21 protein-coding genes, 1 tRNA gene, 2 rRNA genes and 1 riboswitch are annotated in these 25,045 nt (G+C 57.4%); of the genes, 11 read left to right on the top strand and 13 right to left on the bottom strand.

The window, feature by feature from the left end; all coding sequences use genetic code 11:
* Positions 1-35: 35 nt before the first annotated feature.
* From KB890_RS13045 to KB890_RS13000, 10 genes are all read right to left on the bottom strand, one after another.
* Complete coding sequence (locus tag KB890_RS13045) at positions 36-353, bottom strand: PTS lactose/cellobiose transporter subunit IIA (RefSeq protein ID WP_002884149.1); 318 nt, start codon at positions 351-353, stop codon at positions 36-38.
* Between the two features lie 3 nt (positions 354-356).
* Positions 357-662: a PTS sugar transporter subunit IIB gene (locus KB890_RS13040; protein ID WP_002884150.1), complete on the bottom strand. Its 306-nt coding sequence runs from the start codon at positions 660-662 to the stop codon at positions 357-359.
* Positions 663-834: 172 nt separating this feature from the next.
* Positions 835-2,367, bottom strand: coding sequence for a sensor domain-containing diguanylate cyclase (locus tag KB890_RS13035; RefSeq protein ID WP_004178221.1), 1,533 nt, complete (start codon positions 2,365-2,367; stop codon positions 835-837).
* 316 nt (positions 2,368-2,683) lie between these two features.
* On the bottom strand, positions 2,684-3,817 hold the full coding sequence (gene thiH / locus KB890_RS13030) for a 2-iminoacetate synthase ThiH (RefSeq protein ID WP_004177872.1): 1,134 nt from the start codon (positions 3,815-3,817) through the stop codon (positions 2,684-2,686).
* Entirely contained in the window at positions 3,814-4,584 is a 771-nt protein-coding gene (gene thiG, locus KB890_RS13025; RefSeq protein ID WP_004146302.1) for a thiazole synthase, read from the bottom strand. The genes thiH and thiG overlap by 4 nt, the downstream gene beginning before the upstream one ends.
* Position 4,585: 1 nt before the next feature.
* Complete coding sequence (gene thiS, locus KB890_RS13020) at positions 4,586-4,786, bottom strand: sulfur carrier protein ThiS (protein WP_002884183.1); 201 nt, start codon at positions 4,784-4,786, stop codon at positions 4,586-4,588.
* On the bottom strand, positions 4,770-5,525 hold the full coding sequence (gene thiF, locus KB890_RS13015) for a thiazole biosynthesis adenylyltransferase ThiF (protein ID WP_004177871.1): 756 nt from the start codon (positions 5,523-5,525) through the stop codon (positions 4,770-4,772). The genes thiS and thiF overlap by 17 nt, the downstream gene beginning before the upstream one ends.
* A complete protein-coding gene (gene thiE, locus KB890_RS13010) occupies positions 5,518-6,153 on the bottom strand; it encodes a thiamine phosphate synthase (RefSeq protein WP_004178225.1) in 636 nt (211 codons plus the stop codon). The genes thiF and thiE overlap by 8 nt, the downstream gene beginning before the upstream one ends.
* A complete protein-coding gene (gene thiC, locus KB890_RS13005; protein WP_004178230.1) occupies positions 6,153-8,048 on the bottom strand; it encodes a phosphomethylpyrimidine synthase ThiC in 1,896 nt (631 codons plus the stop codon). The genes thiE and thiC overlap by 1 nt, the downstream gene beginning before the upstream one ends.
* Before the next feature lie 85 nt (positions 8,049-8,133).
* Positions 8,134-8,258, bottom strand: a riboswitch (TPP riboswitch).
* A gap of 52 nt (positions 8,259-8,310) precedes the next feature.
* Positions 8,311-8,808: an Rsd/AlgQ family anti-sigma factor gene (locus tag KB890_RS13000; protein WP_004178233.1), complete on the bottom strand. Its 498-nt coding sequence runs from the start codon at positions 8,806-8,808 to the stop codon at positions 8,311-8,313.
* A 93-nt stretch (positions 8,809-8,901) separates the two neighbouring features.
* Between KB890_RS13000 and nudC the strand changes: the two genes are divergently transcribed.
* The 6 genes from nudC (at position 8,902) to KB890_RS12970 (ending at position 13,264) form a co-directional block, all read left to right on the top strand.
* Positions 8,902-9,675: an NAD(+) diphosphatase gene (nudC, locus tag KB890_RS12995; RefSeq protein WP_002884327.1), complete on the top strand. Its 774-nt coding sequence runs from the start codon at positions 8,902-8,904 to the stop codon at positions 9,673-9,675.
* A gap of 40 nt (positions 9,676-9,715) precedes the next feature.
* Positions 9,716-10,780: a uroporphyrinogen decarboxylase gene (gene hemE, locus KB890_RS12990; protein ID WP_004178235.1), complete on the top strand. Its 1,065-nt coding sequence runs from the start codon at positions 9,716-9,718 to the stop codon at positions 10,778-10,780.
* Positions 10,781-10,792: 12 nt separating this feature from the next.
* Positions 10,793-11,464, top strand: a complete 672-nt coding sequence (gene nfi, locus KB890_RS12985; RefSeq protein ID WP_004152311.1) for a deoxyribonuclease V — start codon at positions 10,793-10,795, stop codon at positions 11,462-11,464.
* 42 nt (positions 11,465-11,506) lie between these two features.
* On the top strand, positions 11,507-12,097 hold the full coding sequence (locus tag KB890_RS12980; protein ID WP_002884331.1) for a YjaG family protein: 591 nt from the start codon (positions 11,507-11,509) through the stop codon (positions 12,095-12,097).
* Between the two features lie 186 nt (positions 12,098-12,283).
* Positions 12,284-12,556, top strand: coding sequence for a nucleoid-associated protein HU-alpha (hupA, locus tag KB890_RS12975; RefSeq protein WP_002884342.1), 273 nt, complete (start codon positions 12,284-12,286; stop codon positions 12,554-12,556).
* A 12-nt stretch (positions 12,557-12,568) separates the two neighbouring features.
* Positions 12,569-13,264: a DUF1481 domain-containing protein gene (locus KB890_RS12970; protein WP_002884344.1), complete on the top strand. Its 696-nt coding sequence runs from the start codon at positions 12,569-12,571 to the stop codon at positions 13,262-13,264.
* 3 nt (positions 13,265-13,267) lie between these two features.
* Here the strand turns inward: KB890_RS12970 and zraP are convergent, their stop codons facing one another.
* A complete protein-coding gene (gene zraP, locus KB890_RS12965; protein WP_002884346.1) occupies positions 13,268-13,705 on the bottom strand; it encodes a zinc resistance sensor/chaperone ZraP in 438 nt (145 codons plus the stop codon).
* Positions 13,706-13,964: 259 nt separating this feature from the next.
* Between zraP and zraS the strand changes: the two genes are divergently transcribed.
* Both zraS and zraR read left to right on the top strand, forming a co-directional pair.
* The gene (gene zraS, locus KB890_RS12960) at positions 13,965-15,359 is read left to right on the top strand and encodes a two-component system sensor histidine kinase ZraS (protein WP_004178238.1); all 1,395 of its coding nucleotides are present in this window, start codon (positions 13,965-13,967) and stop codon (positions 15,357-15,359) included.
* Positions 15,346-16,677: a sigma-54-dependent response regulator transcription factor ZraR gene (gene zraR / locus KB890_RS12955; protein ID WP_004178239.1), complete on the top strand. Its 1,332-nt coding sequence runs from the start codon at positions 15,346-15,348 to the stop codon at positions 16,675-16,677. The genes zraS and zraR overlap by 14 nt, the downstream gene beginning before the upstream one ends.
* Here zraR and purD read toward each other — a convergent pair.
* The gene (gene purD, locus KB890_RS12950) at positions 16,667-17,962 is read right to left on the bottom strand and encodes a phosphoribosylamine--glycine ligase (RefSeq protein WP_004178240.1); all 1,296 of its coding nucleotides are present in this window, start codon (positions 17,960-17,962) and stop codon (positions 16,667-16,669) included. The genes zraR and purD overlap by 11 nt on opposite strands.
* A gap of 15 nt (positions 17,963-17,977) precedes the next feature.
* Positions 17,978-19,567 (bottom strand): bifunctional phosphoribosylaminoimidazolecarboxamide formyltransferase/IMP cyclohydrolase, encoded by a 1,590-nt coding sequence (purH, locus tag KB890_RS12945; protein ID WP_004178254.1) that lies wholly within the window; start codon positions 19,565-19,567, stop codon positions 17,978-17,980.
* 627 nt (positions 19,568-20,194) lie between these two features.
* On the opposite strand from purH, the gene KB890_RS12940 reads away from it, so the two are divergent.
* The 3 genes from KB890_RS12940 (at position 20,195) to KB890_RS12930 (ending at position 24,979) form a co-directional block, all read left to right on the top strand.
* A 16S ribosomal RNA gene (locus KB890_RS12940) occupies positions 20,195-21,734 on the top strand.
* A gap of 85 nt (positions 21,735-21,819) precedes the next feature.
* A tRNA-Glu gene (locus KB890_RS12935) sits at positions 21,820-21,895 on the top strand.
* 182 nt (positions 21,896-22,077) lie between these two features.
* Positions 22,078-24,979 (top strand): 23S ribosomal RNA (locus tag KB890_RS12930).
* The 16S and 23S rRNA genes sit together here with 1 tRNA gene alongside, the layout of an rRNA operon.
* The last annotated feature ends 66 nt before the right edge of the window (positions 24,980-25,045 follow it).

Genomic DNA, 25,045 nt, shown 5'->3' with positions numbered 1-25,045 from the left:
GGGCGCCGACAGCGACGCCCGTTAAATCCGTGAGATTATTGCGCGAGGGGCAGACGACGATAGAGTTCAATCATGTCGGTCGCCAGATCCTGAATGACCATAGCGTTCATCAGATGGTCCTGGGAATGCACGGTGATCAAGTTGACCGGCAATTTACCGCTGCCTTCATCCATGCCGATAAGCTGGGTCTGAATTTTATGCGCATGTTTGACGAACTCATGGGATTCAGCCATGGCCTGCTCCGCGGCGACAAAATCGCCTTTGCGCGCCAGCTGTAGCGCCGTCAGCGCCGCGCTACGTGCGGAACCCGCGTTAACCAGCAGCTCCATGATGATCGTTTCTAAATCTTCCATCGATTACTCCAGCATCTTAAGGGCTTTATCCAGAACGGCATCACCTTTCATCATGCCGTAGTCCATCATATCGATCACGGCGACCTTCTTGCCGAACGGGTCGGCCAGCGCCTGCAGCTTCGCCTGCTCATATTTCACCTGCGGGCCGAGCAAAATAATGTCGGCGGCGGCCAGATTATCTTTAAACTCAGCGACCGGTACGGCCTTGATAGAGACCTCAACACCCTTCTTCTGCGCGGCATCTTGCATACGCTGAACCAGCATGCTGGTAGACATACCGGCGGCACAGCACAAAACGATATTCTTCATAGTCAGTGGCCCTTGTGTTCCGTGATGTCTTATCTTTATCGCGGCCCTGGCGATGCGACAACCGCTTTACCGTGATTGTGTGCAAGGCATCACACAATAATTGAAACCGGTTTCATTTTTTCCGGAAAAAATAAAAAAGCCCACCGAAGTGGGCGGTGGCGGCGCTGAAGTCTTACGCGCGCAGGATACGGTTTTTACCCTGCTGTTTGGCTTTGTACAGCGCTTCATCGACGCTCACCACCAGCTTATCCAGTGGCTCCATATTCCATTCCCCGAGGCCGGCGCTGAAGGTGACCGTCAGGCCATCTTCGCGCCAGGTGCGTCGTTCGACGTTTACCCGCCATGTTTCCAGCAGCGTGCGGGCGTTATCGATATGTTCGGCAGGAAAGACCACCGCGAACTCTTCGCCGCCGTAGCGATAGAGGGATATCTCCAGCGGCTGGAGGACCTGCAGCCCTTCGCGGGCGACGTTACGCAGGACGATATCGCCATTGAGGTGGCCCCAGGTGTCGTTGATCGATTTAAAGTTATCGATATCGACCAGCGCGAGGGCGAACGGCTGGTGATCGTTCATCAGGGCGGCAATATCGCTGTCGAAGGCGCGGCGGTTTTTGCAGCCGGTGAGAGCGTCGATGGTCGCCTGGCGGACGTAGGACAGTTCGCGCTGTTTATTGGTTTCAATCGCTTTACTCAGCATCGCCTCAAGGCGCGGGGCGCGTTTGACGTCACCGGTTTTAATCGCATTGATGATATTCATCAGCACGGTACGGGAAGCATGACGCAGATAAAGACCGAACAGGATAATAATGATCGCTGCGAGAGTGAAACCGCCGATCACTAAATTGGTCTCATGACGTGTCAGATTGACCAGGGTGGCGTTATCGACACGGAAAATCACAAACCAGTCGGGATTGGTAAAGGAGTAATAGTAATACCAGGTGTCGCTCCCGGGATCGTAAAGCTGCCCCTCTCCGCTGGTCATTTTATCCATCAGCTCGTCCCTGACGAAGGGTTTAAACAGCGCGCCCGGGTCGGAGTGCAGGACCACTTTGCCATCCCGTTGCACCACAAAAAATTCCCCCTGTACGGGCGCCACCATCTGGCGCAGCGCGAACCCCATGGAGGTGAGATCGAGATGAAAGGCCAGGCTGCCCTTGAGTTTCCCTTCCGGGGTAATGATGGGTTTGAAAATGGTAATCGTCGGATGGTGGGTGAAATAATCCATATACGGACTGGTGTAGTGGCTGAAGGTGCTGGCTTCCGCCTGTTTGATAAACCAGGGCCGCGTTCTGGGATCGAAAGCCCGACTGTCTTCATTTTCCAGCACCTCCGGGGCGCGCAGATAGTGGCCCTCGGTATCCGCCAGCGAGATGGATGAGACGCTTGGCATCATGTTCTGTAACTGCATCAGCGTGGTTAAACCTTTCTCCGGCTCCACATTGACTGCGCGATTCAGTTCGTCATTGCGGGCAAAGAAGGCGGCTGCGCGCCCGAGGATAAAATCATTTTCCCGCAGCAGGGTTTCCGTATAGTTGATCGCCAGGTTATGGGTAAAATTGCGGTTAATATCGTGATAATCTTCGAGAAAATCTTTCTGTTGCGCCAGAGTCACAAAAATAGCGATCAGCATAAAACTGAGCAAAATACCGGCAAACCCCACGACGATCGGCGTCGTAAAAGAGAGCTTTCTGTTGTGTAGAGCCATGAATCGTTAATCGTCCCGGATGTATAAACCATGGGTCCGAACGCAGGTTGCGTCTGGGACGCCTGCCGATCGAATCAGTTCACTATTGCTCAATTATAACTCTGAGGCCTTCATGTATCGTGATTTATATTCGGCGATAATGTGCAGGCCTCTGCTCAGCGCGGAGAGGCAGGGCGAAAATGAGGAAGAAAAGGTTCGCCCTGGTCAGCGTCCGCTGCTGACCAGGGCAGAATAGAAAAACGGCGTCGGGCGGGCCAGCCTCCGTTTTTCATCTCTCGTGCAGGCGCGCAAAATTATCAGGCGTTTACACTGTACATCATGAGGTTTGCGAAGCGCGTCCCAGCCAGCTATCCCAGTCTTTCCATACCGGCTGCAGGCCGCGGGCGGCCAGCGCGCTGGCGACCTCTTCAGGGCGGCGATCGTCGTGCGGGGCAAATTGCTCGAGCTCCGGATGATCGTCGGCGTAGCCGCCGGGCTGGGTTTTAGAGAAGGCGCTGACGTTATTGATCGCCAGCGGGATCACCCGGTCGCGGAACCAGGGTGATTCGCGGGTGGATAGCGACAGCTCAACCTCTGGCGCCAGCAGGCGGAAGGCGCAGATAGTTTGCACCAGCTGGCGCTCATCCATCAGCGAAGCCGGTTCAATACCGCCGGCGCAGGGACGCAGGCGCGGGAAGGAGACCGAATAGCGGCTGCGCCAGTAGCGCTGCTGCAGCCACAGCAGGTGCTCAGCGACTATAAAGCAGTCCACTCGCCAGCTGTCGGAAAGGCCGATGAGCGCGCCAAGGCCGATCTTATCGATCCCCGCCGCGCCTAAGCGATCCGGCGTATCCAGCCGCCAGAAGAAATCCTGCTTTTTTCCTTTCAGATGGTGTTGGGCGTACATGCTTTCATGATAGGTCTCCTGATAGACCATCACCCCGTCGAGCCCCAGGGTTTTCAGCTCGGCATACTCTTCAGTCGCCAGCGGCTGCACCTCCATATGCAGCGAGGCAAACTGGCTGCGGATAGCCGGTAGGTGCTGACGGAAATAATCCATTCCCACCTTACCCTGATGTTCGCCGGTCACCAGCAGCAGATGCTCAAAGCCCAGGTTGCGGATCGCGGCGCACTCGCGGGCAATCTCGGCGGCATCCAGCGTCTTGCGCTTAATGCGGTTGCTCATCGAGAAGCCGCAGTAGGTGCAGTCGTTAGCGCACAGGTTGGAAAGATACAGCGGCACGTAAAAGCTGACGGTATTGCCGAAGCGCTGGCGGGTGAGGCGCTGCGCGCGCTGGGCCAGCGGTTCAAGGTAATTGGCCGCGGCAGGCGAGAGCAGGGCCATCATATCGTCGCGGGTGAGCTGTTTGGCCGCCAGCGCCCGTTCGACGTCGGCGGCGGTTTTGCTGTTGATGCGCAGGCGGATATCGTCCCACTCCAGCTGCCGCCAGCGATCGCTAAAGGTTTTCATGCCAGCGCCTCCAGGAATCCGGTGAGCGGGCTGGTGGCCTGCGCCTGCGTACTGCGTGCCCCCGGTCCGGCCTGACGCGCCAGTAATCCGGCATCGATCGCCATACGGAAGGCGCGGGCCATGGCCACGGGGTCGTCGGCGACGGCAATGGCGGTATTGACCAGCACCGCGTCCGCGCCCATCTCCAGCGCCTGCGCCGCATGGCTCGGGACGCCGATCCCGGCGTCGACCACCACCGGGACCGTCGCCTGCTCGATAATAATCTCCAGCATGGCTTTGGTTTCCAGCCCCTGATTGGAGCCGATCGGCGCACCCAGCGGCATCACCGCCGCGCAGCCCACCTCTTCCAGTCGTTTACACAGCACCGGATCGGCGCCGCAGTAGGGCAGCACCACGAACCCTTCGCGGACCAGCAGCTCCGCCGCTTTCAGGGTTTCAATCGGGTCGGGCAGCAGCCAGCGGGCGTCCGGGTGGATCTCCAGCTTCAGCCAGTGGGTACCCAGGGCTTCCCGCGCCAGACGGGCGGCAAACACCGCCTCTTCCGCCGTCTTGGCGCCCGAGGTATTCGGCAGCAGGCTGACTCCCGCCGCCAGCAGCGGGGCGAGGATGGCGTCATTGCGCTGGCGTAAATCGACGCGCTTCATCGCCAGGGTTACCAGCTGGCTGCCCGAGGCGCGAATCGCCTCGACCATCACCTCCGGGGCGGCGAATTTGCCGGTACCGGTGAAAAGATGGGATTCAAACGTTTTGTCTGCAATACGTAACATGTCAGCCTCCAGCGATAACCTGAAAAAGCAGGACCCGATCGCCTTCCTGCAAGAGATGATCTTCCCACCGGTCGCGCGGCAGGATGTGTTGATTGAGCGCCAGCGCAACGCCCGGCTGCTGCTGTTCGAGCTGGGTCAGCAGGGCGCTGACGCTGAGATTGTCGGCGCACGCCAGCGGCTCGTCGTTAAACCAGATCTGCATGCCGCCCTCCGCACACCGGGCAGCTCCGGGAGCGCTGTAGCGCAAGGGCGCGCCAGTTGCTGGTGCGGGCGTCGAACAGCCGCAGGGTGTTGCGCGGCGTCGCCATGCCGCTGAGCAGCTTAATCGTCTCCAGCGCCTGCAGGGTGCCCATCATGCCGACCACCGGGCCGACGATCCCCGCGGTGCGGCAGTTGCGCTGCGGTTCATCGCTTTCCGGCCACAGGCAGCGATAGCAGCCCTGCGTCCAGGGCGGGGTGAGCACCATCAGCTGACCGCCGAAGCCCACGGCGCTGGCGGTCACTAACGGGGTATCGAGGGCCACACAGGCGGCATTGATCGCCTGGCGGGTGACCATATTATCGGTACAGTCCAGCACCACGTCCGCTTTCGCCACTTCGGCGCGGAGCGCCTCGCCGCTTAAGCGCTGCTGGAGCGCTACCAGTTTGATCTGCGGGTTTAGCTGGCTGAGCCGGGTCTGTGCCGCTGCGGCTTTTGGCCGATCGATATCCGCGCTGGTGAACAAGATCTGCCGTTGCAGGTTGCTGAGATGCACCGCGTCGTCATCGGCCAGGGTCAGCGTCCCGACGCCAGCCCCGGCCAGATAGAGCGCCGCCGGGGAGCCCAGCCCGCCAAGGCCGATAATCAGCACTCGACTGGCTAACAGCTTCTGCTGCCCTTCGATGGCAATATCCTCCAGCAGCAGCTGGCGGCTATAGCGCATAAAGTCGTGATCATTCATCGCCCGCTCCCGCCAGCGCCAGCAGTTGGTCGGTCGCTGCCCGCCAGTCCGCCGCCTGGGTGATGGCGCTGACCACCGCGATGCTGCCGACGCCGGTCGCCAGTACCCCCGGCGCCTTTTCCAGGCTAATTCCGCCGATCGCCACGGTGGGGTAATCCGCCAGGCGTTGAATATGTCTGGCAAGCTGCTCGAGGCCCTGCGGCGCGGAAGGCATCTGTTTGGTTTGCGTCGGGAAGACGTGACCTAGCGCAATGTAAGAGGGGCGCTCCGCAAGGGCGACATCAATTTCCATATCATCGTGAGTAGAGACGCCAAGACGCAGCCCGGCCTGGCGGATAGCGCTCAGATCGGTGGTTTCCAGATCTTCTTGTCCGAGATGCACGCCATAGGCCTGATGCTTAATCGCCAGCTGCCAGTAATCGTTAATGAACAGTCGGGCGTGATAGCGGCGACCAAGGGTGATGGCGGCGATCACGTCATCCTCCACTTCGCTGTCGCGCCGGTCTTTGATGCGTAATTGAAGGGTACGTACCCCAGCTTCGAGCAGGCGCTCAATCCACGCCACGCTGTCCACCACCGGGTAGAGTCCGAGACGAAACGGGACGGGTGGAAAATCAGGTTGATACATCAGGCTTCCTCCTGTTTCAGGTAGATTTCGCCGCCGCGGGCGCGGAAGTTATTCGACATATCGGCCATGCCGGCTTCTATACTTTGCTTCGCGGCGTAGTCGCGGACCTCCTGAGTGATTTTCATCGAACAGAATTTCGGCCCGCACATGGAGCAGAAGTGGGCGACTTTGCCGGACTCCTGCGGCAGGGTTTCATCGTGATAGGCCCGCGCGGTGAACGGGTCGAGCGCGAGGTTGAACTGGTCTTCCCAGCGGAATTCAAAACGCGCTTTTGACATCGCGTTGTCGCGGATCTGCGCCCCGGGATGGCCTTTCGCGAGGTCGGCGGCGTGGGCGGCGATTTTGTAGGTAATCAGCCCCTGTTTGACATCCTCTTTGTTGGGCAGGCCGAGATGCTCTTTCGGCGTGACATAGCACAGCATGGCGCAGCCGAACCAGCCGATCATTGCCGCGCCGATACCGGAGGTGAAATGGTCGTAGCCCGGCGCGATATCAGTGGTGAGCGGCCCCAGGGTGTAGAATGGCGCTTCGTGGCAGTGCTCCAGCTGTTCGGTCATATTACGGCGGATCATCTGCATCGGCACGTGGCCAGGGCCTTCAATCATCACCTGCACGTCATATTCCCAGGCGATTTTCGTCAGTTCTCCGAGGGTGCGCAGCTCGGAAAACTGCGCCTCGTCGTTGGCATCTTGAATGGAGCCGGGGCGCAGGCCATCGCCCAGCGACAGCGACACGTCATAGGCGGCGCAGATTTCGCAGATTTCGCGGAAATGCTGGTAGAGGAAGTTTTCCTGATGATGCGACAGGCACCACTTAGCCATGATTGAGCCGCCGCGCGAGACGATACCGGTCAGGCGCTTCGCCGTCATCGGGACGTAGCGCAACAGTACGCCGGCGTGAATCGTGAAGTAGTCGACGCCTTGCTCGGCCTGTTCCAGCAGGGTATCGCGGAAGACTTGCCAGGTGAGATTCTCGGCGATGCCGTTGACCTTCTCCAGCGCCTGGTAAATCGGCACGGTACCAATCGGCACCGGGCTGTTGCGCAGGATCCACTCGCGGGTTTCGTGGATATAGCGGCCGGTGGAGAGGTCCATCACCGTGTCGGCGCCCCAGCGGGTTGACCAGACCAGTTTCTCGACCTCTTCTTCGATGGAAGAGGTCACCGCCGAGTTGCCGATATTGGCATTCACTTTCACCAGGAAGTTGCGGCCGATAATCATCGGTTCAGACTCCGGGTGGTTGATGTTGGCGGGGATGATGGCGCGTCCGGCGGCCACTTCATCGCGAACAAACTCGGGGGTGATGTTTTCCGGAAGGTGGGCGCCGAAGCCTTCACCTGCGTGCTGCTGGCGCAGAACCTCGCTGCGGATACGTTCGCGACCCATGTTTTCGCGAATGGCGATGAACTCCATCTCCGGGGTGACTATCCCCTGGCGGGCGTAGTGCAGCTGGGTAACGCATTTGCCAGCGACGGCGCGTTTGGGCGTCAGCAGGCCGCTGAAGCGCAGCTCATCGAGACCGTCGTCGGCCAGCCGCGCTTTGGTATAGGCCGAGCTGCGTTCGCTGAGCGGCGCGCAGTCGTTACGCGCGTCGATCCACGGCTGGCGCAGCTTTGCCAGCCCCTGGCGGACATCAATGCTAATATCCGGGTCGCCATACGGCCCGGAGGTGTCATACACCGGGATCGGTTCGTTGGTTTCGTACCGGGGGTTATCTTTATCGCCGCCGACGAGAGTTGGGCTGAGCTGAATTTCACGCATCGGGACGCGGATATCCGCTTGTGAGCCGTGAACATAGATGCGGCGTGAATTAGGAAAAGCGGTACCCGCCAGCGTATCAATGAATCGCTGCGCGTGCTCGCGTTGTTCCCGACGGGTTAGTTTGGTAGTAGACATAGCGCATTCCAGTTAAAAAAGGACATGGCTTGTCAGACGACGGATGGAGTAACAGATGCGATCGGCCCTGACGGACTGACGCGAACAGCAGTTTACTCTTGTTCCCTTCGCAGGTATTAGCCTGATCAGGTTCCGCGGATCCCGAATTAACGGTCTCAGCCTTTTCCACGTTAGCCTGCGCATGGAAAATAGGCACTCCGACAAGATGAAATCCCTCCGCAGAGGGATAATGTACGTAAATTACGCGTTAACGGTTCACAACTCAAGCGGTCGGCGCAATATTATCGCGCACGTCATTGTTCAGGTTATGGGCGACAGCCAGGGCGATCAGTTTATCTTCCAGCGCGAAACGCGCCTCCAGCGACTCGCCGATATCCGACAGCGCCTGCTGAAATTCAAGATAGTTATCGTGATCGATGGCGTTTTCGAGGCAGGTATCGTAGTAGTCCATCATCTGCTGGGTATTGGCTTCCAGCTGCGGGTAAAGCCGGGTGGCGGCTAAAAGAGGGGTATCGCCTTCCATTTCGCCAATAATGCGTTCATAAATACTAAAATGACCGGATGAGAGGTAATCCACCAGACTTTGGCAAAAGTCATCCAGCGCCTTTTCGTTTAGCCGCATAAACGACTCTTTGCCCGGTTTCAGGCCAACCAGGTTGTAGTAAGCCACGAGCAGATGCTTACGCACTTGTAGCCAGCGATCGACCAGTTCATTACTACCGCCAACGCGCTCCGTCAGATTTTCCAGCTGGTTTAGCATGATTGACTCCGCTAGTTTTGATTTAAATCTGCTCACCAAAATGTAAGTATAATGTTAACAACATGCCAGTGAAGCAAAGGTAGTGCAATAGATATGGATCGTATTATTGAAAAATTAGATCGCGGCTGGTGGGTTGTCAGTCACGAACAAAAATTATGGTTGCCTGGTGGAGAATTACCACATGGCGAAGCGGTTAATTTCGATCTTGTCGGCCAGCATGCGCTGCATATTGGCGAGTGGCAGGGCGAGTCCGTGTGGATGGTGCGCCAGGATCGTCGCCATGACATGGGATCGTTGCGCCAGGTGCTGGATCAGGATCCGGGACTCTTCCAGCTGGCTGGGCGGGGGATCCAGCTCGCCGAATTTTATCGCTCGCATAAATTTTGCGGTTACTGCGGCCACCCGATGCATGCCAGCAAAAGCGAATGGGCGATGCTGTGCAGCCACTGCCGTGAACGTTACTACCCGCAAATTGCCCCCTGCATTATCGTGGCAATCCGTCGCGACGATGCGATCCTGCTGGCGCAACATACGCGCCATCGCAACGGCGTGCACACCGTGCTGGCCGGCTTTGTCGAGGTCGGCGAAACCCTTGAGCAGGCGGTGGCTCGCGAGGTGATGGAGGAGAGCGGTATTCGGGTAAAAAATCTGCGTTACGTGACCTCTCAGCCATGGCCGTTCCCGCAGTCGCTGATGACCGCCTTTATGGCGGATTACGCAGATGGCGAGATCGTGGTCGACAAAAAAGAGTTACTGACCGCGGACTGGTATCGCTATGACGACCTGCCGCTTCTGCCGCCACCGGGGACAGTGGCGCGGCGGCTTATCGAAGATACCGTCGCGATGTGTCGGGCAGAGTTCGAGTGACATGTTACACTGGGCGTATCAACGCTAAAGGAATGTAAAAATGACCGAACTGAAGAACGATCGTTACCTGCGCGCGCTGCTGCGTCAGCCGGTTGATGTCACCCCGGTGTGGATGATGCGCCAGGCGGGCCGCTATTTACCGGAGTACAAAGCCACCCGTGCGCAAGCGGGCGACTTTATGTCGCTGTGTAAAAATGCCGAGCTGGCCTGCGAAGTGACGCTCCAGCCGCTGCGCCGTTACCCGCTGGACGCGGCGATCCTCTTTTCGGACATCCTGACCATCCCGGACGCCATGGGGCTGGGGCTGTACTTTGAAGCTGGCGAAGGTCCGCGCTTCACCTCGCCGGTAAAAAGTAAAGCCGACGTCGACAAGCTGCCGATCCCGGATCCGGAGCAGGAGCTGGGCTATGTAATGAACGCCGTGCGCACCATTCGCCGCGAACTGAAAGGCGAAGTGCCGCTGATCGGTTTTTCCGGTAGTCCATGGACGCTGGCTACGTACATGGTGGAGGGCGGCAGCAGCAAGGCCTTCACCGTGATTAAAAAGATGATGTACGCCGAGCCGCAGGCGCTGCATGCGCTGCTGGATAAGCTGGCGAAGAGCGTTACCCTGTATCTCAACGCGCAGATCAAAGCCGGCGCGCAGTCGGTGATGATTTTTGACACCTGGGGCGGGGTGCTGACCGGCCGCGACTATCAGCAGTTCTCCCTCTACTACATGCATAAGATCGTCGATGGCCTGCTGCGGGAAAACGAAGGCCGCCGCGTGCCGGTGACTCTGTTCACCAAAGGCGGTGGTCAGTGGCTGGAAGCGATGGCGGAGACCGGCTGCGATGCGTTGGGTCTCGACTGGACCACCGATATTGCCGATGCTCGCCGTCGCGTGGGTAACAAAGTAGCGCTACAGGGCAATATGGATCCGTCGATGCTCTATGCGCCCGCCCCGCGTATTGAAGAAGAAGTGGCAACCATTCTTGCCGGCTTTGGCCAGGGGGAAGGCCACGTCTTTAACCTTGGACACGGTATTCATCAGGACGTTGACCCCGAGCATGCGGGCGTCTTTGTTGAGGCTGTGCACCGTCTGTCCGCACCCTATCACCAGTAGGAGATAAGCCCTATGGATTTAGCCGCACTACGTACCCAACAGCAACAGTTAGCCGCGTCGGTAGAGCGTGCGGATCGACTGGATCGCGACCCGCCGGCGTTGATCGGCGGCGCGGACGTCGGGTTTGAGCAGGAAGGGGAGATCACCCGGGCTGCGATGGTGCTGCTGACCTGGCCTGAGCTTGAGCTGGTGGAGTATCAGGTGGCGCGGGTCGCCACCTCTATGCCCTATATTCCCGGCTTTCTCTCGTTTCGCGAAACGCCTGCGCTGCTGGCGGCGTGGGAGCAGCTTTCGCAAAAACCGGACCTGCTGTTCGTTGACGGACACGGCATTTCTCATCCCCGGAGATTGGGCGTCGCCAGCCATTTTGGCCTGATGATTGATGTGCCGACTATCGGAGTGGCGAAAAAACGCCTGTGCGGCAAAATCGGCGACCTGGGTGATGAGCCTGGCGCGCTGGCCCCGCTGATGGATAAAAATGAGCAACTGGCCTGGGTCTGGCGCAGCAAAGTGCGCTGCAACCCGCTGTTTATTAGCACCGGCCACCGGGTAGGCATGGACAGCGCTTTAATGTGGGTTGAGCGCTGCATGCGAGGCTACCGTCTGCCCGAGCCGACGCGCTGGGCCGATGCGGTGGCGTCCCGTCGTCCGTCGTTTGTGCGTTGGCAAGCAAATCACAGCTGATTCAGGTACACTGCGCCTAATTTCTGACTTCGAGAATTCATCATGTTACAAAACCCGATTCACCTGCGCCTGGAGAAGCTGGAAAGCTGGCAGCATGTCACTTTTATGGCCTGCCTGTGCGAACGTATGTATCCCAACTACGCGATGTTCTGCAAGCAAACCGAGTTTGGCGACGGCCTGCTTTATCGTCGTATCCTGGACCTGATCTGGGAAACGCTGACGGTTAAAGATGCGAAGGTGAATTTCGACAGCCAGCTGGAGAAGCTGGAAGAGGCGATCCCGGCGGCAGATGATTTCGACATGTACGGTGTCTATCCGGCCATAGACGCTTGCGTGGCGTTGAGTGAACTGATTCATTCTCGTCTGAGCGGCGAAACGCTCGAGCACGCGATCGAGGTGAGCAAGACCTCCATCACCACCGTGGCGATGCTGGAAATGACCCAGGAAGGTCGCGAAATGACCGACGAAGAGTTGAAAGCGAATCCGGCGGTAGAGCAGGAATGGGATATTCAGTGGGAAATTTTCCGCCTGCTGGCCGACTGTGAAGAGCGTGATCTTGAGCTGATAAAAGGCCTGCGCGCGGACCTGCGCGAGGCTGGCGAGAGCAATATTGGTATAAATTTTCAGCAGTGAGACCAGAAAACGTGATTTACCGCCTGAATTGTAGCGTCTGAAGGCTTCCATTCCGCCCCCCGTCTGGTCTACATTTGGAGGGCGAAAAAAAGTGGCTATCGGTGCGTGTATGCAGGAGGGTGCTTTTTTGGCATTTCCGTCGCACTCGATGCTTAGCAAGCGATAAACACATTGTAAGGATAACTTATGAACAAGACTCAACTGATTGATGTAATTGCGGACAAAGCTGACCTGTCCAAAGCACAGGCTAAAGCTGCCCTGGAATCTACCCTGGCTGCAATTACTGAGTCTCTGAAAGAAGGTGATGCTGTTCAACTGGTTGGTTTCGGTACCTTCAAAGTGAACCACCGCGCTGAGCGTACTGGCCGCAACCCGCAGACCGGTAAAGAGATCAAAATCGCTGCAGCTAACGTGCCGGCATTTGTTTCTGGCAAAGCACTGAAAGACGCTGTTAAGTAAGACCGCGTGGCAGTGAACAGTTTTATCGAAGGGGCTATTAAGCCCCTTTTGTCTGTCTGGCGCCGGCCTCTGGCGCTGGCGGGCATCCTGTTGCTGACTGCCTGCAGCCACGACACGTCGCTACCGCCGTTTACCGCCAGCGGATATGCGGACAATCAGGGAGCGATGCGCATCTGGCGTAAAGATTCTGGCGATGAAGTCCATCTTCTCGCCGCCTTCAGCCCGTGGCGTCACGGGGACACCTCGACCAGCGAATATCGCTGGCAGGGCGATCAACTGGCGCTTATCGAACTCAATGTCTATGGCAAACCGCCGGAACATATTCGCGCCCGTTTCGACGCGCAGGGCGATCTGAGCTTTATGCAACGGGAAGTGGACGGACAGAAGCAGCAGCTCTCCAGCGACCAGGTCGCGCTATATCGTTATCGCGCCGAACAGATCCGCCAGACCAGCGACGCCCTCCGCCAGGGGCGGGTCGTCCTGCGCCAGGGGCGCTGGAACGCTGCCGCGCATACCGTGCTGACCTGCGAAGGGCAGACGGTTACGCCCGACCTCGATAGCCGGGCCCTGGCGCACATTGAACGCCGCCAGAGCCACGCTTCCGCCGCAGTGAGCATTGCCTGGCTGGAGGCGCCGGAAGGCTCTCAACTGCTGCTGGTCGCCAATGAAAACTTCTGCACCTGGCAGCCGACGGAAAAAAGCTTCTAACCTTTACCAGTGGTTCATGCCCATATGACCGCCGGCGCTACCGCGACAGCCGCCATATCCCATTCCTGCGCCGCGGGGAACGCCCGCCTCAGCCAGGGCGATATCAAACTTCACCCGCTGCTGATCCAGCTTCTGGCGTAAGCCTTCCATCTCCTGAGCGACAGCTTCAATCTTCCCGCTGTCCGGCTTTTGCGCCGTGAGCAGCGCATTGTACTCATAGCGTTTGGACTGCAGCTGCTGGCGCAGGGCGCTGGTTTGCGCATAGTAATCGTTATGCAGCTTTTGCACGGTAGCCTGCTGCTCCTGGGTCAGCTGACTGTAGCCCTGGTTGCCCATCCCGTTATTGTTGCCCCAGTGGTGGTTGGCCCAGGCCGCGTTGCTGGCGAAGGTCAGCGCGGCAAAGGTAACGAGGGCGAGAGGTAAGGTACGGTTCCGTTTCATGGCATTTTCTCCTGTGTGGTTTCCCTCGGTATTGCATCTTCCATGCCAGTCTGAAAAAGCCCGTCTGTGTGGGCCTGCCGAAGCCTTTGCCGAGGAGAGCGAGTAAAAATGACCCGTTCCGCCAGGGTCAGGCGAGTCATTTTTACTCGCTTAAGCGCAGGCGATATGTTTGAGAGCAGGATTGGCCGCGCGGAAACATGGCATGATTTCTGCTGAAGGAGCCTGCAGATAGTGAAAAAGAGATGACAAGGACTCGCCGATGAAGATCAAATCTCTCTCCCGGGACGCCGCCGCTGGCGCGCTGAGCTGGCTGCTGACCGGCACGGTTGTGCTGCTGGTCATGCTGTTCTCCGCGATGATCGTCCGCGACTACGGTCGCGAGACGACCGCTGCCCGACAAACCATTGAAGAGAAAGGGAGCGTGCTGATCCGCGCGCTGGAGTCCGGCACGCGCGTCGGGATGGGGATGCGTATGCATCATGCGCAGCTGCAGGCCCTGCTGGAAGAGATGGCCTGGCAACCGGGCGTCCTGTGGTTCGCGGTGACCGATGAAAACGGTAAAATTATCGCCCATAGCGATCCGCAGCAGGTGGGTAAAACGCTGTATAGCCCGGCGCAGATGCGTGCGTTAGCGGTTGGCGAACAGGCCCGCTGGCGCCGGCTTAGCGAACCGCGGCCGGCGCTGGAGATCTATCGCCATTTTCGCCCGCTTAATCCGGCCCGCGGCCACCATATGGGAATGATGAACCGCGGCAATAGCGCCCTGGCTCAGGCCACTGTCCCGCAGGTGATTTTTATCGCCTTTGATAGCCGCGAGCTGGATGCCGCGCAGGCCCGCGGGCAGCGAAATATGGCCATCATGCTGGGTGCCGCCGCGCTGGTGATAGCGGCGACGATCCTCGCTCAGTTCTGGTTCCGCCGCTATCGTCGCTCGCGGAAACAGCTGCTGGAGGCGATGGCCCGCAAGGAAAAGCTGGTGGCGCTTGGCCATCTGGCGGCGGGGGTCGCGCACGAGATCCGCAACCCGCTCTCGTCGATTAAAGGGCTGGCGAAATATTTTGCCGAGCGCACGTCGCCTGGCGGCGAGTCGCATCAGTTAGCCCAGGTGATGGCCAAAGAGGCTGATCGCCTGAACCGGGTGGTCAGCGAGCTGCTGGAGCTGGTCCGTCCCGCCCATCTAAACTACCAAACAGTCGATATCAACGCGCTTATCCGCCACTCATTGCAGTTGGTAAGCCAGGATGCGCAGAGCCGCGGGATCGCGCTGCAATTTACTCCGCGACCTGAGTTAACCACGATCAGCGCCGACCCCGATCGCCTGAATCAGGTGCTGTTGAACCTGTACCTGAATGCAATGCAGGCGATTGGTCGTGACGGCGTCATTCGCGTAACAGCAAGCGAAGCCGATCGTCAGTGGGTGAAAATCGTCGTCACGGATAGCGGTAAGGGGATGAGCGATGAAGAGTTACAGGCTATCTTCACGCCGTATTTCACCACCAAGGCGGACGGCACCGGGCTGGGGCTGGCCGTAGTGCAGAATATTATCGAACAACATGGCGGGACGATCCGCGCCGAAAGTCAGCCGGGAGCTGGAGCGATATTTACGCTTTGGTTACCGGTGGATGCTCAACGGAGGGAAGATGAGCAGCGATAAAGTACAGATTCTGGTCGTTGATGATGACGTCAGCCACTGCACGATCCTGCAGGCGCTGCTGCGCGGCTGGGGCTATCAGGTGGGGTTGGCTCACAACGGCCTGCAGGCACTGGAGCAGATCCATCAGCAGGTCTTCGACCTGGTGCTGTGCGATATCCGTATGGCGGAGATGGACGGTATCGCAACGTTAAAAGAGATTAAGGCCTATAACCCGGCGATACCGGTGCTGATCATGACGGCGTTTTCCAGCGTCGGTACGGCGGTAGAAGCTATTAAGTCCGGGGCGCTGGATTATCTGGTTAAACCGCTGGATTTTGACACCCTGCAGCAGACGCTGGTTCAGGCATTGGCGCACACCCGGCAGAGCGAGAGCGACCCCAGCGTTGCGACGGATTCACGGTGGGGCATGATTGGCGACAGCCCGGCGATGCAGGCGCTTCTTAACAATATTACGCTGGTGGCCCCTTCGGACGCGACGGTGCTGATTTATGGGGAGTCGGGAACCGGTAAGGAGCTGGTGGCGCACGCCATCCACGCCTGCAGCGAGCGTCGTGACAAGCCGTTGGTTACGCTCAACTGCGCGGCGTTGAATGAGTCACTGCTGGAATCCGAGCTGTTCGGTCATGAAAAAGGGGCGTTTACCGGGGCGGATCGGCGGCGGGAAGGACGCTTTGTCGAAGCGGATGGCGGCACGCTGTTTCTTGATGAGATAGGCGATATCTCGCCAGTGATGCAGGTCCGCTTGCTGCGGGCGATTCAGGAGCGGGAGGTGCAGCGGGTCGGCAGCAACCAGACGCTTGCCGTTGATGTGCGGCTTATCGCCGCCACCCATCGCAACCTTGCGGAAGAGGTGAGCGCCGGGCGCTTTCGCCAGGATCTCTATTACCGACTCAACGTCGTGACCATCGAGATACCGCCGCTGCGCCGGCGACGGGAAGATATTCCGCAGCTGGCGCAGCATTTTCTCAAACGCTATACCGAACGCAATCGTAAGACGGTAAAGGGGTTCACGCCACAGGCGATGGACCTGCTGATCCACTACCCCTGGCCGGGCAATATACGCGAGCTGGAAAACGCGGTGGAGCGGGCGGTGGTGCTACTGACCGGAAACTATATCTCTGAGCGAGAGCTGCCCCTGGCGATCGCCGGTACGCCGCTGCCATCAGGCGGGAGCGAGGAGGGGGGAATTCAGCCGTTAGTGGAAGTGGAGAAAGAGGTGATTCTGGCGGCGCTGGAAAAAACGGGCGGCAACAAAACCGAAGCCGCCCGTCAGTTAGGCATTACGCGCAAAACACTGCTGGCGAAACTTAGCCGTTAGCCTTTTCACGTTCGATGGCGCGCCAGCCGATATCGCTACGGCTAAAGCTACCGTCCCAGCGAATGTCGGTCAGCAGCTGATAGGCGCGCTGCTGCGCCTGCGCCACGGAGTCACCCAGCGCGGTGACGCACAGCACGCGCCCGCCGTTGGTGACCACGCGCTGGTCGTCAGACAGTTTGGTGCCGGCGTGGAAGACTTTACCGTCTGCGACTTCCTGCTGCGGCAGGCCGTAGATCTCATCGCCCGTATTGTAGCTGCCCGGATAGCCGCCGGCGGCAACCACCACGCCCAGCGACGCGCGGTCATCCCACTCGGAGGTTTTCTCGTCCAGCTTGCCCGCGCAGGCGGCGAGGCACAGCTCGACCAGGTCGGACTTCATGCGCAGCATGATCGGTTGGGTTTCCGGGTCGCCAAAGCGGCAGTTGAACTCAATCACCTTCGGGTTGCCCTGCTTGTCGATCATCAGACCGGCGTAGAGGAAACCGGTATAGGTGTTGCCTTCAGCGGCCATGCCTTTCACGGTTGGCCAGATAATCCGCTCCATGGTGCGCTGGTGGACTTCGTCAGTAACCACCGGTGCCGGGGAGTACGCCCCCATCCCGCCGGTGTTCGGGCCGGTATCGCCGTTGCCGACGCGCTTGTGATCCTGGCTGGTGGCCATCGGCAGGACGTGCTCGCCGTCGACCATCACAATAAAGCTAGCCTCTTCGCCATCGAGGAACTCTTCAATCACGATGCGGTGGCCTGCGTCGCCAAAGGCGTTGCCAGCCAACATATCTTTGACCGCCGCTTCGGCTTCCTCGAGGATCATCGCCACGATAACGCCTTTACCCGCCGCCAGACCGTCGGCTTTGATGACGATCGGCGCGCCTTTCTCGCGCAGATAAGCCAGCGCAGGCTCCACTTCGGTGAAGTTCTGGTATTCCGCCGTCGGAATATGATGACGGGCGAGAAAATCTTTGGTGAAGGCTTTTGAGCCTTCCAGCTGCGCGGCGCCTTCGGTTGGCCCGAAAATGTTCAGACCGGCGGCACGGAACGCGTCGACCACGCCAATGACCAACGGCGCTTCCGGGCCAACGATGGTCAGATCGATGTTCTCATCCTGCGCGAAGCGAAGCAACGCCGGAATATCGGTGACGCCGATGGCGACGTTTTGCAGCGACGGCTCCAGGGCGGTACCGGCGTTGCCCGGCGCGACGTAGACGGTATCAACCAGCGGCGACTGAGCCGCTTTCCAGGCCAGCGCGTGCTCACGCCCGCCGTTGCCGATTACTAATACTTTCATCTGCTGCTCCATGAATTAATGGCGGAAGTGGCGCATGTCGGTGAAGATCATGGCGATGCCGTGTTCGTCAGCGGCGGCAATCACTTCGTCGTCACGGATAGAGCCGCCCGGCTGAATAACGCAGGTGATGCCTACCGCGGCTGCGGCATCGATGCCGTCGCGGAACGGGAAGAAAGCGTCAGAGGCCATGGCGGAACCTTTCACTTCCAGACCTTCATCACCGGCTTTAATTCCGGCGATTTTCGCCGAGTAGACGCGGCTCATCTGACCGGCGCCTATGCCGATGGTCATATTATCTTTGGCATACACAATGGCGTTGGATTTGACGAATTTCGCCACTTTCCAGCAGAACAGCGCATCGCGCAGTTCCTGCTCGGTTGGCTGACGTTTGCTGACCACGCGCAGTTCACCTGCGGTGACCATGCCGAGATCGCGGTCCTGAACCAGCAGACCACCGTTAACGCGTTTGAAATCGAGGCCGGCAACGCGAGTATCCCACTGGCCGCAGGTCAGTACGCGGACGTTCTGCTTCGCGGCGGTGATTTTCAGCGCTTCTTCGCTGGCGGACGGCGCGATGATCACTTCGACGAACTGGCGAGAGATGATCGCCTGCGCGGTTTCAGCATCCAGCTCGCGGTTAAAGGCAATGATGCCGCCGAACGCGGAGGTCGGGTCGGTTTTGTAAGCGCGATCGTAGGCGTCAAGAATCGAGTTGCTGACGGCAACGCCGCACGGGTTGGCGTGCTTAACGATAACGCAGGCCGGCTCGTTGAACTCTTTTACACACTCCAGCGCCGCATCGGTATCGGCAATGTTGTTATAGGAGAGCGCTTTGCCCTGCAGCTGAGTGGCGGTCGCCACGGAGGCCTCTTTTACATTCTCTTCTATATAGAAAGCCGCCTGCTGGTGGCTGTTTTCGCCGTAGCGCATATCCTGCTTCTTAATGAAGTTCAGATTCAGGGTACGCGGGAAGCGGCCAGCGGCTTCTTTGCTTTCGCCGTGATAGGCCGGAACCATGCTGCCGAAGTAGTTGGCGATCATGCTGTCGTAAGCGGCGGTGTGTTCGAAGGCTTTAATGGCGAGGTCGAAGCGGGTGGCCAGCGTGAGGGAACCTTCGTTGGCGTCCATCTCATTAATGATGGCGTCGTAGTCGCTGCTCTTTACTACGATGGCGACATCTTTATGGTTCTTCGCCGCAGAGCGCACCATAGTCGGGCCGCCGATATCGATGTTTTCCACCGCGTCTTCCAGCGAGCACCCTTCACGAGCGACGGTCTGGGCGAACGGGTAAAGGTTCACGACAACCATATCGATAGGCGCGATACCGTGTTGCTGCATGATACCGTCATCCTGACCGCGACGACCGAGGATGCCGCCGTGTACTTTCGGATGCAGGGTCTTCACGCGTCCATCCATCATTTCCGGGAAACCGGTGTAGTCAGAGACTTCGGTAACCGGCAGGCCTTTATCTGCCAGCAGGCGAGCGGTGCCGCCGGTGGACAGCAGCTCGACACCACGAGCGGAAAGCGCCTGCGCGAATTCGACGATACCGGCCTTGTCAGAAACACTGAGCAGAGCGCGGCGGACTGGACGACGTTGTTGCATGGTATTAAATCCCCAGGATTTGAACATTACAGAGAGCGTTAGGTGAGTTTTTGCCTAAAAACTCACCTAACGCACCCAACCGGGCATCTGTGTCATAGCGCGGCATTGTAACGAAAACGTTTGCGCAACGCTCGCGAATTTTTATGTTTCTCTCCAGGCCGGTGATCCTTCTTCTATATAGCTGGCGATCCACGGGGCTAGCGGTCATGTTTTTACGCTCTCCTGTGGATAATTCTGTGTGTAACGAGGTATAAAGCGGGGTTTTGCTGGGGAATGCAGCAGTCAGTCATTTTTCTGCCATTTTTCTATTGCGGACGCTCGAGAACTCCCTATAATGCGCCTCCATCGACACGGCGGATGTGAATCACTTCACACAAACAGCCGGTTCGGTTGCAGAGAAAAATCCTGAAAAACGGGTTGACTCTGAAAGAGGAAAGCGTAATATACGCCACCTCGCGACAGAGCGCTAAAGCGCGTCGCAACTGCTCTTTAACAATTTATCAGACAATCTGTGTGGGCACTCAAAGTGACATGGATTCTTAACGTCCTCGGACGAAAAATGAATACCAAGTCTCAAGAGTGAACACGTAATTCATTACGAAGTTTAATTCTTTGAGCATCAAACTTAAATTGAAGAGTTTGATCATGGCTCAGATTGAACGCTGGCGGCAGGCCTAACACATGCAAGTCGAGCGGTAGCACAGAGAGCTTGCTCTCGGGTGACGAGCGGCGGACGGGTGAGTAATGTCTGGGAAACTGCCTGATGGAGGGGGATAACTACTGGAAACGGTAGCTAATACCGCATAACGTCGCAAGACCAAAGTGGGGGACCTTCGGGCCTCATGCCATCAGATGTGCCCAGATGGGATTAGCTAGTAGGTGGGGTAACGGCTCACCTAGGCGACGATCCCTAGCTGGTCTGAGAGGATGACCAGCCACACTGGAACTGAGACACGGTCCAGACTCCTACGGGAGGCAGCAGTGGGGAATATTGCACAATGGGCGCAAGCCTGATGCAGCCATGCCGCGTGTGTGAAGAAGGCCTTCGGGTTGTAAAGCACTTTCAGCGGGGAGGAAGGCGTTAAGGTTAATAACCTTGGCGATTGACGTTACCCGCAGAAGAAGCACCGGCTAACTCCGTGCCAGCAGCCGCGGTAATACGGAGGGTGCAAGCGTTAATCGGAATTACTGGGCGTAAAGCGCACGCAGGCGGTCTGTCAAGTCGGATGTGAAATCCCCGGGCTCAACCTGGGAACTGCATTCGAAACTGGCAGGCTAGAGTCTTGTAGAGGGGGGTAGAATTCCAGGTGTAGCGGTGAAATGCGTAGAGATCTGGAGGAATACCGGTGGCGAAGGCGGCCCCCTGGACAAAGACTGACGCTCAGGTGCGAAAGCGTGGGGAGCAAACAGGATTAGATACCCTGGTAGTCCACGCCGTAAACGATGTCGATTTGGAGGTTGTGCCCTTGAGGCGTGGCTTCCGGAGCTAACGCGTTAAATCGACCGCCTGGGGAGTACGGCCGCAAGGTTAAAACTCAAATGAATTGACGGGGGCCCGCACAAGCGGTGGAGCATGTGGTTTAATTCGATGCAACGCGAAGAACCTTACCTGGTCTTGACATCCACAGAACTTTCCAGAGATGGATTGGTGCCTTCGGGAACTGTGAGACAGGTGCTGCATGGCTGTCGTCAGCTCGTGTTGTGAAATGTTGGGTTAAGTCCCGCAACGAGCGCAACCCTTATCCTTTGTTGCCAGCGGTTCGGCCGGGAACTCAAAGGAGACTGCCAGTGATAAACTGGAGGAAGGTGGGGATGACGTCAAGTCATCATGGCCCTTACGACCAGGGCTACACACGTGCTACAATGGCATATACAAAGAGAAGCGACCTCGCGAGAGCAAGCGGACCTCATAAAGTATGTCGTAGTCCGGATTGGAGTCTGCAACTCGACTCCATGAAGTCGGAATCGCTAGTAATCGTAGATCAGAATGCTACGGTGAATACGTTCCCGGGCCTTGTACACACCGCCCGTCACACCATGGGAGTGGGTTGCAAAAGAAGTAGGTAGCTTAACCTTCGGGAGGGCGCTTACCACTTTGTGATTCATGACTGGGGTGAAGTCGTAACAAGGTAACCGTAGGGGAACCTGCGGTTGGATCACCTCCTTACCTTAAAGAACCTGCCTTTGTAGTGCTCACACAGATTGTCTGATGAACGTAAAGAAGCAAGGCGTCTTGCGATTGAGACTTCAGTGTCCCCTTCGTCTAGAGGCCCAGGACACCGCCCTTTCACGGCGGTAACAGGGGTTCGAATCCCCTAGGGGACGCCACTTGCTGGTTCGTGAGTGAAAGACGCGTGCCGATGTATCTCAAAACTCATCTTCGGGTGATGTTTGAGATATTTGCTCTTTAAAAATCTGGATCAAGCTGAAAATTGAAACGACACACAGTCAATGTGTGTTCGAGTCTCTCAAATTTTCGCAATCAGAAGTGAAACATCTTCGGGTTGTGAGGTTAAGCGACTAAGCGTACACGGTGGATGCCCTGGCAGTCAGAGGCGATGAAGGACGTGCTAATCTGCGAAAAGCGTCGGTAAGGTGATATGAACCGTTATAACCGGCGATGTCCGAATGGGGAAACCCAGTGCAATTCGTTGCACTATCGTTAACTGAATACATAGGTTAACGAGGCGAACCGGGGGAACTGAAACATCTAAGTACCCCGAGGAAAAGAAATCAACCGAGATTCCCCCAGTAGCGGCGAGCGAACGGGGAGCAGCCCAGAGTCTGAATCAGCTTGTGTGTTAGTGGAACGGTCTGGAAAGTCCGACGGTACAGGGTGATAGTCCCGTACACCAAAATGCACAGGCTGTGAACTCGAAGAGTAGGGCGGGACACGTGGTATCCTGTCTGAATATGGGGGGACCATCCTCCAAGGCTAAATACTCCTGACTGACCGATAGTGAACCAGTACCGTGAGGGAAAGGCGAAAAGAACCCCGGCGAGGGGAGTGAAAAAGAACCTGAAACCGTGTACGTACAAGCAGTGGGAGCACCTTCGGGTGTGACTGCGTACCTTTTGTATAATGGGTCAGCGACTTATATTCTGTAGCAAGGTTAACCGTATAGGGGAGCCGCAGGGAAACCGAGTCTTAACTGGGCGTTAAGTTGCAGGGTATAGACCCGAAACCCGGTGATCTAGCCATGGGCAGGTTGAAGGTTGGGTAACACTAACTGGAGGACCGAACCGACTAATGTTGAAAAATTAGCGGATGACTTGTGGCTGGGGGTGAAAGGCCAATCAAACCGGGAGATAGCTGGTTCTCCCCGAAAGCTATTTAGGTAGCGCCTCGTGAATTCATCTTCGGGGGTAGAGCACTGTTTCGGCTAGGGGGTCATCCCGACTTACCAACCCGATGCAAACTACGAATACCGAAGAATGTTATCACGGGAGACACACGGCGGGTGCTAACGTCCGTCGTGAAGAGGGAAACAACCCAGACCGCCAGCTAAGGTCCCAAAGTCATGGTTAAGTGGGAAACGATGTGGGAAGGCACAGACAGCCAGGATGTTGGCTTAGAAGCAGCCATCATTTAAAGAAAGCGTAATAGCTCACTGGTCGAGTCGGCCTGCGCGGAAGATGTAACGGGGCTAAACCATGCACCGAAGCTGCGGCAGCGACACTATGTGTTGTTGGGTAGGGGAGCGTTCTGTAAGCCTGCGAAGGTGACCTGTGAGGGTTGCTGGAGGTATCAGAAGTGCGAATGCTGACATAAGTAACGATAAAGCGGGTGAAAAGCCCGCTCGCCGGAAGACCAAGGGTTCCTGTCCAACGTTAATCGGGGCAGGGTGAGTCGACCCCTAAGGCGAGGCCGAAAGGCGTAGTCGATGGGAAACAGGTTAATATTCCTGTACTTGGTGTTACTGCGAAGGGGGGACGGAGAAGGCTATGTTAGCCGGGCGACGGTTGTCCCGGTTTAAGCATGTAGGCTGGTTATCCAGGCAAATCCGGATAATCAAGGCTGAGGTGTGATGACGAGGCACTACGGTGCTGAAGTAACAAATGCCCTGCTTCCAGGAAAAGCCTCTAAGCATCAGGTAACATCAAATCGTACCCCAAACCGACACAGGTGGTCAGGTAGAGAATACCAAGGCGCTTGAGAGAACTCGGGTGAAGGAACTAGGCAAAATGGTGCCGTAACTTCGGGAGAAGGCACGCTGGTGTGTAGGTGAAGTCCCTGCGGATGGAGCTGAGACCAGTCGAAGATACCAGCTGGCTGCAACTGTTTATTAAAAACACAGCACTGTGCAAACACGAAAGTGGACGTATACGGTGTGACGCCTGCCCGGTGCCGGAAGGTTAATTGATGGGGTTATCCGTAAGGAGAAGCTCTTGATCGAAGCCCCGGTAAACGGCGGCCGTAACTATAACGGTCCTAAGGTAGCGAAATTCCTTGTCGGGTAAGTTCCGACCTGCACGAATGGCGTAATGATGGCCAGGCTGTCTCCACCCGAGACTCAGTGAAATTGAACTCGCTGTGAAGATGCAGTGTACCCGCGGCAAGACGGAAAGACCCCGTGAACCTTTACTATAGCTTGACACTGAACATTGAGCCTTGATGTGTAGGATAGGTGGGAGGCTTTGAAGCGTGGACGCCAGTCTGCGTGGAGCCAACCTTGAAATACCACCCTTTAATGTTTGATGTTCTAACGTTGGCCCCTTACCGGGGTTGCGGACAGTGTCTGGTGGGTAGTTTGACTGGGGCGGTCTCCTCCCAAAGCGTAACGGAGGAGCACGAAGGTTAGCTAATCCTGGTCGGACATCAGGAGGTTAGTGCAATGGCATAAGCTAGCTTGACTGCGAGCGTGACGGCGCGAGCAGGTGCGAAAGCAGGTCATAGTGATCCGGTGGTTCTGAATGGAAGGGCCATCGCTCAACGGATAAAAGGTACTCCGGGGATAACAGGCTGATACCGCCCAAGAGTTCATATCGACGGCGGTGTTTGGCACCTCGATGTCGGCTCATCACATCCTGGGGCTGAAGTAGGTCCCAAGGGTATGGCTGTTCGCCATTTAAAGTGGTACGCGAGCTGGGTTTAGAACGTCGTGAGACAGTTCGGTCCCTATCTGCCGTGGGCGCTGGAGAATTGAGGGGGGCTGCTCCTAGTACGAGAGGACCGGAGTGGACGCATCACTGGTGTTCGGGTTGTCATGCCAATGGCACTGCCCGGTAGCTAAATGCGGAAGAGATAAGTGCTGAAAGCATCTAAGCACGAAACTTGCCCCGAGATGAGTTCTCCCTGAGACTTTAAGTCTCCTGAAGGAACGTTGAAGACGACGACGTTGATAGGCCGGGTGTGTAAGCGCAGCGATGCGTTGAGCTAACCGGTACTAATGAACCGTGAGGCTTAACCTTACAACGCCGAAGATGTTTTGGCGATTTGAGAGAATTTTCAGCTTAGATTCAGAGTTGAGTACGCAA

The organism is Klebsiella sp. P1954 (assembly GCF_018199955.1).
Lineage (GTDB): Bacteria > Pseudomonadota > Gammaproteobacteria > Enterobacterales > Enterobacteriaceae > Klebsiella > Klebsiella pneumoniae.
The sequence above is the reverse complement of the archived record's forward strand: the minus strand, read 5'-3'. Positions and strand labels throughout refer to the sequence as shown.

Coding starts and splice junctions, on each gene's coding strand:
- KB890_RS13045 (WP_002884149.1), bottom strand. CDS start 353: ATGGAAGATTTAGAAACGATCATCATGGAGCTGCTGGTTAACGCGGGT.
- KB890_RS13040 (WP_002884150.1), bottom strand. CDS start 662: ATGAAGAATATCGTTTTGTGCTGTGCCGCCGGTATGTCTACCAGCATG.
- KB890_RS13035 (WP_004178221.1), bottom strand. CDS start 2,367: ATGGCTCTACACAACAGAAAGCTCTCTTTTACGACGCCGATCGTCGTG.
- thiH (WP_004177872.1), bottom strand. CDS start 3,817: ATGAAAACCTTTAGCGATCGCTGGCGGCAGCTGGAGTGGGACGATATC.
- thiG (WP_004146302.1), bottom strand. CDS start 4,584: ATGTTACGTATTGCAGACAAAACGTTTGAATCCCATCTTTTCACCGGT.
- thiS (WP_002884183.1), bottom strand. CDS start 4,786: ATGCAGATCTGGTTTAACGACGAGCCGCTGGCGTGCGCCGACAATCTC.
- thiF (WP_004177871.1), bottom strand. CDS start 5,525: ATGAATGATCACGACTTTATGCGCTATAGCCGCCAGCTGCTGCTGGAG.
- thiE (WP_004178225.1), bottom strand. CDS start 6,153: ATGTATCAACCTGATTTTCCACCCGTCCCGTTTCGTCTCGGACTCTAC.
- thiC (WP_004178230.1), bottom strand. CDS start 8,048: ATGTCTACTACCAAACTAACCCGTCGGGAACAACGCGAGCACGCGCAG.
- KB890_RS13000 (WP_004178233.1), bottom strand. CDS start 8,808: ATGCTAAACCAGCTGGAAAATCTGACGGAGCGCGTTGGCGGTAGTAAT.
- nudC (WP_002884327.1), top strand. CDS start 8,902: ATGGATCGTATTATTGAAAAATTAGATCGCGGCTGGTGGGTTGTCAGT.
- hemE (WP_004178235.1), top strand. CDS start 9,716: ATGACCGAACTGAAGAACGATCGTTACCTGCGCGCGCTGCTGCGTCAG.
- nfi (WP_004152311.1), top strand. CDS start 10,793: ATGGATTTAGCCGCACTACGTACCCAACAGCAACAGTTAGCCGCGTCG.
- KB890_RS12980 (WP_002884331.1), top strand. CDS start 11,507: ATGTTACAAAACCCGATTCACCTGCGCCTGGAGAAGCTGGAAAGCTGG.
- hupA (WP_002884342.1), top strand. CDS start 12,284: ATGAACAAGACTCAACTGATTGATGTAATTGCGGACAAAGCTGACCTG.
- zraP (WP_002884346.1), bottom strand. CDS start 13,705: ATGAAACGGAACCGTACCTTACCTCTCGCCCTCGTTACCTTTGCCGCG.
- zraS (WP_004178238.1), top strand. CDS start 13,965: ATGAAGATCAAATCTCTCTCCCGGGACGCCGCCGCTGGCGCGCTGAGC.
- zraR (WP_004178239.1), top strand. CDS start 15,346: ATGAGCAGCGATAAAGTACAGATTCTGGTCGTTGATGATGACGTCAGC.
- purD (WP_004178240.1), bottom strand. CDS start 17,962: ATGAAAGTATTAGTAATCGGCAACGGCGGGCGTGAGCACGCGCTGGCC.
- purH (WP_004178254.1), bottom strand. CDS start 19,567: ATGCAACAACGTCGTCCAGTCCGCCGCGCTCTGCTCAGTGTTTCTGAC.